We start from the raw sequence: 9,276 nt of genomic DNA, 5'->3' as shown, positions 1-9,276 counted from the left end.
TATAATTATAATGTTTTTTCAGAAAATTCAAAACTAATATCATATATTATATTGTATAATTTTGTTATTAGATACCAATTATTGATTTAGAAAGCTGGTGATTCAGTGAATAATCGATTTAGTATTGCTTTATTTCTCACTATTGTTACCACAAATATTATTCTATATTTCTTCTTACCATCAAATATTGTTACGAAATGGGACTTCAATGGAACGCCTACATCAACAATGGATAAAAGCACTTTTGTAATCGTAAATATAATTATATGTTCCTTCTTATTCTTTATATTTTTAGCTTTATCTAAAGCAGCGAGTAACCAGAAATTTCTCCATTGGATCGGCAACACAATATTACTATTCTTATTTTTTGTCGATATTGTCATCGCCCTCATTGCTCTTGGCTTTTCACTCCCTCTTGATCATTTCATATTTTTAGCATTAGGGCTTTTATTTATATTAATAGGTTATTTCAGTTCCAAAATTGATACGACTAAATCAACCGTTTCATTAGAATGGAATGATAAGCACCTTGAAAAAAGAGCTTTAAATATTAGTAGTATTTCAATGATGATAGCAGGGATTTTTTTAGCGATACTTCCTTTTATCGTTTCTGCTCCCTATAGTGGTTATGGCATACTAGCAATTCTTTTAGGAATGACGCTTATCATTCTGCCGACTACGATTTATTTACTTATTAAAGACAGCAAGCAGTCCACTAATTTAAAAGGTTAATTGAAATATGTGATTGTAAAATAGGTAATAAAAAATAGGAGGTTATCCCCTCCTATTTCAGCTCAATATATTATTTCCCTTTTTATTCACCTCAAGCAAAATCCCTTTCTCTATCCAACCCTCTACGCCATCTTTTTTAATTAAATCATATCCTGAACAGCTATCATCAATGAGAGAAACGATATCTCCCTTCCTAACGCTTATTTGCGCACAAGAAATATCGGTTTTCACTGTATATTCACCTGACTCAAGTTGTTTCATATATTCATTTTTTACAGTGAGCAAATTATTCGTTTCCTTTTGCTTACATACGGTGTAATCTTGCATCTTCTCGATAGGCTCTATGTAATAATACGGATATGTCACTCCGCCCTGCATTTCTGAATTCGCATTAAAATCCGCTATTACTTCATACTGTGGGAAATAGTCTACATATGTATAAGAAAATGTATCGCCCGTTTGTTTCCTCTGAATAATAAATGCATTTAATTGTCCTGCTTCTTTAATTGCATTTCCTCCATCAATTGCAATAATTTTTTTCTCCTCATCAATAACTGGATTGTTAGACGGTGCTTCTTCAGAATAGTTCACGACTGGCCAATGACCAACTATTACATACTTATTTGCTTTATGTGATTTATAAAAAAACTCCGGCATTGCTATCGCATTTTTGCGCTCTGTTTCTTTCCAATCTACTCTATCTTCTAGCCCTGCATGCACAAAAATATAATCTTCTGTTTCAATCGCTGTTGGCAACTCCGTTAGCCAATATAGTTCTTGTGAAAATTCACTTAGCAATGCTTCTTTCACTTCACGAATTGAAGTACCTTCATGAACTGAAAAATCCAATTGCTCTAGCCATTCATTAAAAATTGAATGCTTCCTCGTACATAAATAATTAATAAGACGAGGATTTTCATTTAGAAGAGCATCAACTAAAACTTCACAATTCCCTTCAACAACGTGAACCTTTGAATTGTTCTTTACAAGATTCATAACGTAGTTTACTACACCTACGCTATCTCGTCCTTTCTCGCAAAGATCTCCATTAATAATTAAATAATCTTCATCTTTAAAGTTAACTTTATGTAGTGCTTCTTTTAAAAGATTTAATTCTCCATGAATATCCGATATGACAATAACTCTAGCATCATTAGGGATTGATAGTTTCTTTATTTTTTTCAAGTATAAGCGCTCCAATCATTCTCTTTATTATTACTTAAAACAATTCGATACAATAACACTATATAACCTTTTCAAATACATATACCATAACTTACAACCTATTTACGGTTCAATAATAACTTGAGAAATAATAATAAGAAGCTGTTCCCAACTTTTCGAGACAGCTTCTTCTTATTATTTATAATTCTTTATGAAAAGAATAACTCACCTTATCATACCCTTCTCTTTCATAAAAACGATGAGCATCAATTCTTGAAAATGCTGACGTGAGGGTGATAGACTCACATCCGTTTTCCTTTCCCCAGTTCTCTATATACGAAAGTAATACATTTCCATGTCCTTTTGAACGATGTGCGTCTGCCGTTACAAGGTCATATACGAAAACGTGCTTCTTATTATAAAAGTTCGTACAAATCGCTACACCTGCAAGGCTAACAACTTCATCATCTTCATTACGCAGCGAGAATAGTTTATAATTTTCTTCTTTCATATTTCGAAATAAAGTGCCTGTTTCCTCTTTTGAAAGTTGTGTTCGTAATTGCTGTAAAACAGGTAATACTTCATGTAATTGCTCTTCTGTTACTACTTCTTTAACATTCATTTTTAACTCTCCCTTAACTATTTATTTAATTTTCTAAATGTTATATCATTATTATAGAAAGTGACTGCCCTTTACTTAAGTGGCAGTTTCAGTATTTTTTATAAGGTCAGTTTTAAAGGAGAGTTTTATATGGATTTTACTATCCCATTGCAATTACAAAGTAACACACCTATTTACTTGCAAATTTACGAATATATAAAAGCTGAAATTATACAAAGGACTATTTCTGTTGGCACACGTCTACCCTCACACAGAAATTTAGCATCACAACTTAATATTAGCCGCATTACTGTTGAATCAGCTTATCAACAATTATTAGCTGAAGGTTATGTAGAAAGTAAACCGAAACGTGGTATTTTTGTAGCAAATTTCGATATTGACGTTATCCCAAATAAAAAACGAAATGCAGCAAAGAAGACGAGCAATTTGATAGACGAAAAATTCGAATACGATTGTAGCCAAGGGCTTATTGATCAAAATAAATTTCCGATTACAAATTGGAAACGGGCATTACAAGAATCCATACTTACATACGAAAATGCACTATTTGCCAAAGAAGACCCTCAAGGTGAATTCGCTCTTCGAGAGCATATATCAACATATTTATATCATTCTCGCGGTGTACATTCTTCACCTGATCAAATTGTGATCGGTGCCGGAACGCAGCCACTTCTCTGGTTACTACTTCAACTGCTTGGCCCTACAAAAGAATACGGCATTGAAAACCCTGGATTTCACCGTATACACGCAATCATTAAAAGCTGTGATAGACAAATCCATCCCATACCATTGGATGAAAAAGGGATTAATATTTCTAGCTTATACAATACAAATGCCAATGTCGCATACGTTACACCATCACACCAATTTCCACTTGGGATTATTATGCCTTTACCTAGAAGATTAGAATTGTTAAAGTGGGCTAATGATTGCAATGGATACATTATTGAAGATGACTATGACGGAGAGTTTCGCTACGCTGGTAAGCCGATTCCTTCTTTACAAAGTCTTGATTCAAATGAACGCGTTATTTATATGGGGACTTTCTCAAAATCTTTTTTACCTTCTTTACGAATGGGATATGTTGTTTTACCACCACATCTTTTAAAAATATATCAAGAACTGCATGGAATTTTTAAACAAACAGTGGCTACAATACAACAACTTGCTTTTGCTAACTTTATACAAAGCGGGAATTGGGAACGTCACCTTAATCGGAGTCGTACACTATATAAAAGAAAACATCATGCGTTAGTAAAATCCATTATGAAAGAAATGGGGGCTAATGTTCAAATTCTTGGCGAACAGTCCGGACTTCATATTGTATTATGTGTACATAACAGTATGAATGAAAATGAACTGATTGAATCCGCTAAAAAACAAAGCGTTAAATTATACCCACTTTCTCCATATGATTTCATGAATGATTTACGCAAGGAATCATATGTATTACTCGGTTTTGGTAGTATTCCGGAAAATAAAATTGAGACGTTGGCTACATTATTGAAAGACGCTTGGTTCCCTAGTTGCAAGGAAACTTGTTAACAGTGGGTTTAACTTGTAACATACTAACAATTCAACAAAATAAAAAAGAAGGTTGTTCCAAAATAACTTTTTGGACAGCCTTCTTCTAGTTACTCACCTGACCTAGCTTTCCTTCCCGGACGTTTCACACCAGTCGTTTCTGTTGAATAGGAAGCTTCAATTATAGCGGTTGGATCTACAGAGAGAACGAGATCTTTCATTTTCGGATAAATGAATCGGTTTGTAATGCAATAAATGATTCTCTTATGCTCCCCTAAAAAACCACCTTCTCCATGTAGATACGTAACAGATAGTTGCAATTCTTTCATAAGTAAATCGCCTATTTCTTTATTCTTACCAGAAATAATCATAACGCTCTTACCTTGATTAATACCATCTAATATAAAATCAATCATCTTCGTAACAATATAGAAAATTGCTAATGAGAACATCGCTTGTTCGATTGAAAATAAAATTGCAACAAAGATGAAAATAACTGCATTTACTGCAAGTAAAAATGTACTAATTGGTACATTAAAGTGTTTATTCATCCAAACTGCTAACATTTCCGAACCGTCAATTGCTCCACCCATTTTAACAACAATCCCAACACCAATTCCGAACAGCACTCCACCATAAAGTACAATTAATAACTCAGAAGTCGTAATTGCTGGAAATGGTTTTAAATAAATTAATCCGAGTGTTGTAACTACATTCGCATAAGATGTACGGATAAAAAATTTCTTTCCCATTACTTTTGCAGTAAATAATAAAATTGGGATATTAATTCCTAAGAAAACGCCATAAAGCGGCAATCCTGCAACTTTATTTGCCATAATAGCAATAGCCGTTACCCCGCCATCTACTAATCCATTAGGTGCTAAAATAAGCTCTAATGAACCTGCTACTATAATTGAGCCAATTGTTAATAATACGTATTCAAATACTTTCTTCATTCATTACCCCCAAAGCTTATATATTTTCTTAGTATTATTTTAACGTAATTTTTCTGCTAAGACAAAGATATCAGTTTATATACACAAAAGTTTCACCTTTATCGCTATTTTTATGTAACACATTTAGCGCGTAATACTAGAAACACACTTACCAATTAAAAGTAAGTGTGTTTTTAACATCTATTTAATCTTTACGTACGGCTTCATTTTTAATTCAAGTATTTCCTCAACTGCCCTTTGATATCCACCAGCATTTCTAAGCGACTCTCCCACTTTACGATTATTTTCCTTAAACGTCACATCATCCATTACTTTCTTTACAGTCTCACATAACAATTCAGAAGTTAACTCGTTACGATTAAGTCTTATGCCTGCCCCTACTTCAGTCAATCGTTTTGCAACGAATGGCTGATCTCCTGTTACCGGAATTACAACTAATGGAACACCGTAATATAACGCTTCACTCGAACTATTCATACCACCATGTGTCACGAATACATCAGCATGCTGTAAAACTTCTAATTGCGGGACATAATTATACAACTTAAAGTTTTTCGGGATATTTTCAAATTGACTTATATTTATCTTCTTACCAACGACTAATACGACTGTCGCATCTACATCTTTAAACGCTTCAAAACACTTTTCATACAGAGCAGGTTGCTCATTAAAAACTGTTCCCATAGAAATGAAAATTACTTTTTCATTTTTTAAATCTTCAGTAGGAAAACTCCCCACTTCTTTTCGAGTAGCAATTGATGGACCTACAAATTTATACGATTCATCAAATACATCTGAACGCGGCTGATATTCTTTTGAAGTATATACAATCGTAATATCACCAGGATGGTTCATAATATCATACATACTATTACATTTCATTCCATACTGCTTATTCCATCTTTCCATTCCCGCTAAACAAGATTGATATAATGGATTCATTTCATCTACTTGTCTCGATTCTTGCCCATCATGAAAATTAATGTACTGATTAACAGCAAACGTTGTACAAGATGAAACGCTTGGTAATTGTAAAATATTCGCTATAATACGTCCTACTGGAAAATGATTATCATATATTAAATAATCGTATTTTTCCTCTTTTGTTTCCTCTACAATTTGAGTAACAATACGCTCTGATGCTTCAATCATATGAGATAGCATCGTCAAAGGGCTCCCACCTTCATTTACTCGTTCCATAATATTAATTTGAGAGAGAAAATTCTCAAACACTCGGAATTCCGCACCTGTTGCTTCAACCTTCTTTCTATAATCTTCAATACAATAAGAAACAACTGTTTCCCCTCGCTGAATTAACTCACTTACAATAGCTAAAGTCGGATTAATATGACCTTCCCCAGGGAAATTTATTACGAGTACATTTGCCATAATATTCTCTCCTATCCATTTAATATAATAAAATTAACAATTAATTATATTAATTAATTTAAATCTATTATAAATGAATGCATTCTACTTCTTCATGCTTTTCTCTTCATTTTATTATTGAGAAATATTTTCAATAGTCTACATTATTATGATTCACAATCTTATAAACGAATGCTTAATTCTACTTTTACTCTTCATAGCTTTAAAGATACGAGCTTTACATTCAAATACTATCACTCTGTTTTTTTTGACAATTCACACAAAAATGGAGAAATATAATATTTTTAATAAGTTCTCACTATAAATGTAACTATGATTTCAATTTTTTATCTTTATCCCCATAACACATCACCTGTTATATAATAAATTTACAGAAAAAGAGGTCTTTTCATGTTACAACAACTATTCAATTCACCTATTCTATCCGTTCAAGCCTTGCACCCAGGTTATGAAGATCATGCAAGTGATGTTTTTCTCGTTCAAACAGAAGATACAGAAGTTATCGTTCGTGCTTCTAAAATGAATGAAGAACCAAATAATGATTTTTGGTGGGGATGTAAAAATTTATTTGGAATTGATCCAAGGAACGTCCATCATTTAGAAACGGTACATACATTGTTGCCAGAACATACGAATCTTCCTATCCCAACAATATTAGAAAAACATGTTTTAAATGGCCGTGAATTTGTGGTGGTTGAAAAGTTAGTAGGTAACACAGTTCAATCTTTTATCGAGCAACCAGATTCTATTTTATTCAGCCTAGGAAAAGGACTTGCAGAAATACATAAATTTAAAGCCGATTTCATAGGAAATCCGTCAGGCACGTTCCAAGTTCCACTAGATGAATTCCAATCACATATTTTAAACGTAAGTAAAGAGCTTGTGAATATGTTTTATTCTGATGATGAAAGCATACAAAATGCATTCCCTACCTTTGAATCACAACTTTCTTCCCTGTCCGTACCAAAGGAATCTACACTCGTCTTAATTGATATGGATCCTACTCAATTTTTATCTGACGGTACAACTATTACGGGTTTAGTAGATACTGAAGCTTACGCTGTTGCTCCGCGAGAGCTTGATTTTATCGGACTAGAATATGTACTTACCGAAAAAGAAGCACATGCCTTTCAAAGTGGTTACGAAACAATTATGTCTATTCCTCACTTAGAAGAATATAGACAGCCTTATCGTTATTTATACCGACTGTTATCTGTGCAAGGTAATGTGGAATTAAAGAAATGGTTAAGTCACCCATCCTATTTTTAAATACGAATGAGAGGGATTATACAATGGATATTCGGAAAAAGCGTTCTGTAACAGAAAGTGAAATACAGCAAATGAAGGATTTGGCTTATATTTGTGGGCAACAAGACAACCTTGATTACTCTTCAGATTTACATATCAACTTTTTAAAAAATCGAAATGAAGATTATATAAACGATTTTCTTCTTTATAACAGCACTCAATTAATTGGCGCTTTAAATATGTATGATTTTGAAAGACCAACAAAGCTTGAACTAATAGGCTTTGTACATCCTCATTTTAGAAAACAACGTTTCGGAACTATCCTTTTACAAACTGCAATGAAAGAAATACAAAATAGAGAGACAGATGAAGCTCTTCTTATTATCAATGGGGATTCTATTTCTGGGAATGAATTTGTAAAACATATGAAGTTACCATATTTATATAGTGAATATAGTATGGAGTTCAAGACAAACGAACTTCAAAAAACAACAGATAATAATATACAGCTTACTCTTGCAACTTCAGAATCACTTCTTGATCTTATTGAAATTTCTAGTAAAGCTTTTGGTGATTCAGTAGAAAATACGGCTACATGGTTACAAAAAATGATGACTTCACCTTCTCATAAAGTTTACAGTGCTCTTGTCGATAAAAAAATGATAGGAACGATTACAGTTACTGAGCAAGATCATTCTACTATATTATCAGGATTCGCTGTCCACCCTTCCTATCAAGGTAAAGGCTACGGTAAAGCTATTTTAAACTATATGACACATAAGCTCTTCACAAATGGTGCTACAACAATTGAATTACAAGTTGAAACAAAGAATAACAATGCTTTGAAGCTTTATACACAATGCGGTTTTAAAATTATGATGAAGCATGATTATTATAATTTAATGAATAGCAAGGAGAATATTTATGTCTAAAAAACTTATTTATTCTAATTATGATATTTTCGCATCTATTTATAATAAACATTGGGGACATTTTTCTGAACACTCCTATCCAGCTTTTGAACAACTCATTTTACAATATGCACAACCACGTTCTCATATTTTAGATCTTTGTTGCGGGACTGGTCATCTTACTAGGAAACTACTTGATCATAATTTTGTAGTAACTGGTATAGATGGTTCTACTCAAATGATTGAGTATGCACGTAAAAATGCGCCAGATGCAACCTTTATCGTCGATGACGCTCGCTATTTCAATATAAATGAGCAATTCCACTACGTCATCTCTGCCGGTGATAGTTTAAACCATATTATGAATTTAGATGAACTAAAAAGTGTGTTTCAGAAAGTTTACTCCGTATTACATAACGAGGGTATATTCGCATTTGATATGAATATGGAAAAAGGATTTCTTAAAAACTGGATTGCTTCGTTTCATATTTCAGAGAAAGAATATGTTTGTACGATTGATTCTACATATAATAATGAAAATAAAAAAGCAGAAATGAACTTTATACTATTTCACCATGACATAGATAATAATTGGACAAGAAGTGACTTTTCTTTTGAAGAAGCTTGTTATTCCAATGAAGAAATAATTTCTTCATTGGAATCTGTAGGTTTTAAGAACATTCAATTCCACGGTACAAATAGAGCATTTTTCACTTGCCAAAAATAAAAA

Annotated in this window: 9 protein-coding genes; 5 read left to right on the top strand and 4 right to left on the bottom strand. The window is 32.7% G+C overall.

The window, feature by feature from the left end; translation table 11 throughout:
* Nucleotides 1-105 precede the first annotated feature (105 nt).
* Nucleotides 106-732: a DUF1648 domain-containing protein gene (locus DN403_RS06685; RefSeq protein WP_001065176.1), complete on the top strand. Its 627-nt coding sequence runs from the start codon at nt 106-108 to the stop codon at nt 730-732.
* Nucleotides 733-789: 57 nt separating this feature from the next.
* Here the strand turns inward: DN403_RS06685 and DN403_RS06680 are convergent, their stop codons facing one another.
* Complete coding sequence (locus DN403_RS06680) at nt 790-1,917, bottom strand: metallophosphoesterase (RefSeq protein WP_000721389.1); 1,128 nt, start codon at nt 1,915-1,917, stop codon at nt 790-792.
* A 178-nt stretch (nt 1,918-2,095) separates the two neighbouring features.
* Nucleotides 2,096-2,518, bottom strand: coding sequence for a GNAT family N-acetyltransferase (locus DN403_RS06675; protein WP_001101124.1), 423 nt, complete (start codon nt 2,516-2,518; stop codon nt 2,096-2,098).
* Between the two features lie 129 nt (nt 2,519-2,647).
* Here DN403_RS06675 and pdxR point away from each other — a divergent pair, with 129 nt between their 5' ends.
* Nucleotides 2,648-4,063, top strand: coding sequence for a MocR-like pyridoxine biosynthesis transcription factor PdxR (pdxR, locus tag DN403_RS06670; RefSeq protein WP_000348043.1), 1,416 nt, complete (start codon nt 2,648-2,650; stop codon nt 4,061-4,063).
* A gap of 89 nt (nt 4,064-4,152) precedes the next feature.
* Here the strand turns inward: pdxR and DN403_RS06665 are convergent, their stop codons facing one another.
* Nucleotides 4,153-4,998 carry a YitT family protein gene (locus DN403_RS06665; RefSeq protein ID WP_000755126.1) on the bottom strand — a complete coding sequence of 282 codons (846 nt, stop codon included), beginning with the start codon at nt 4,996-4,998 and terminating at the stop codon, nt 4,153-4,155.
* A gap of 180 nt (nt 4,999-5,178) precedes the next feature.
* Nucleotides 5,179-6,387, bottom strand: coding sequence for a macrolide family glycosyltransferase (locus DN403_RS06660; RefSeq protein ID WP_149185362.1), 1,209 nt, complete (start codon nt 6,385-6,387; stop codon nt 5,179-5,181).
* A 390-nt stretch (nt 6,388-6,777) separates the two neighbouring features.
* On the opposite strand from DN403_RS06660, the gene DN403_RS06655 reads away from it, so the two are divergent.
* The 3 genes from DN403_RS06655 to DN403_RS06645 are packed head-to-tail and all read left to right on the top strand — an operon-like array spanning nt 6,778 to nt 9,273.
* The gene (locus DN403_RS06655) at nt 6,778-7,656 is read left to right on the top strand and encodes a nitrate reductase (RefSeq protein WP_149185361.1); all 879 of its coding nucleotides are present in this window, start codon (nt 6,778-6,780) and stop codon (nt 7,654-7,656) included.
* Between the two features lie 23 nt (nt 7,657-7,679).
* The gene (locus tag DN403_RS06650; RefSeq protein ID WP_149185360.1) at nt 7,680-8,567 is read left to right on the top strand and encodes a GNAT family N-acetyltransferase; all 888 of its coding nucleotides are present in this window, start codon (nt 7,680-7,682) and stop codon (nt 8,565-8,567) included.
* A complete protein-coding gene (locus DN403_RS06645) occupies nt 8,560-9,273 on the top strand; it encodes a class I SAM-dependent methyltransferase (protein WP_149185359.1) in 714 nt (237 codons plus the stop codon). The genes DN403_RS06650 and DN403_RS06645 overlap by 8 nt, the downstream gene beginning before the upstream one ends.
* Nucleotides 9,274-9,276: the final 3 nt, after the last annotated feature.

This window comes from Bacillus sp. AY2-1 (assembly GCF_008368965.1).
Lineage (GTDB): Bacteria > Bacillota > Bacilli > Bacillales > Bacillaceae_G > Bacillus_A > Bacillus_A thuringiensis_S.
This window is presented reverse-complemented; position numbering and strand designations above follow the sequence as displayed.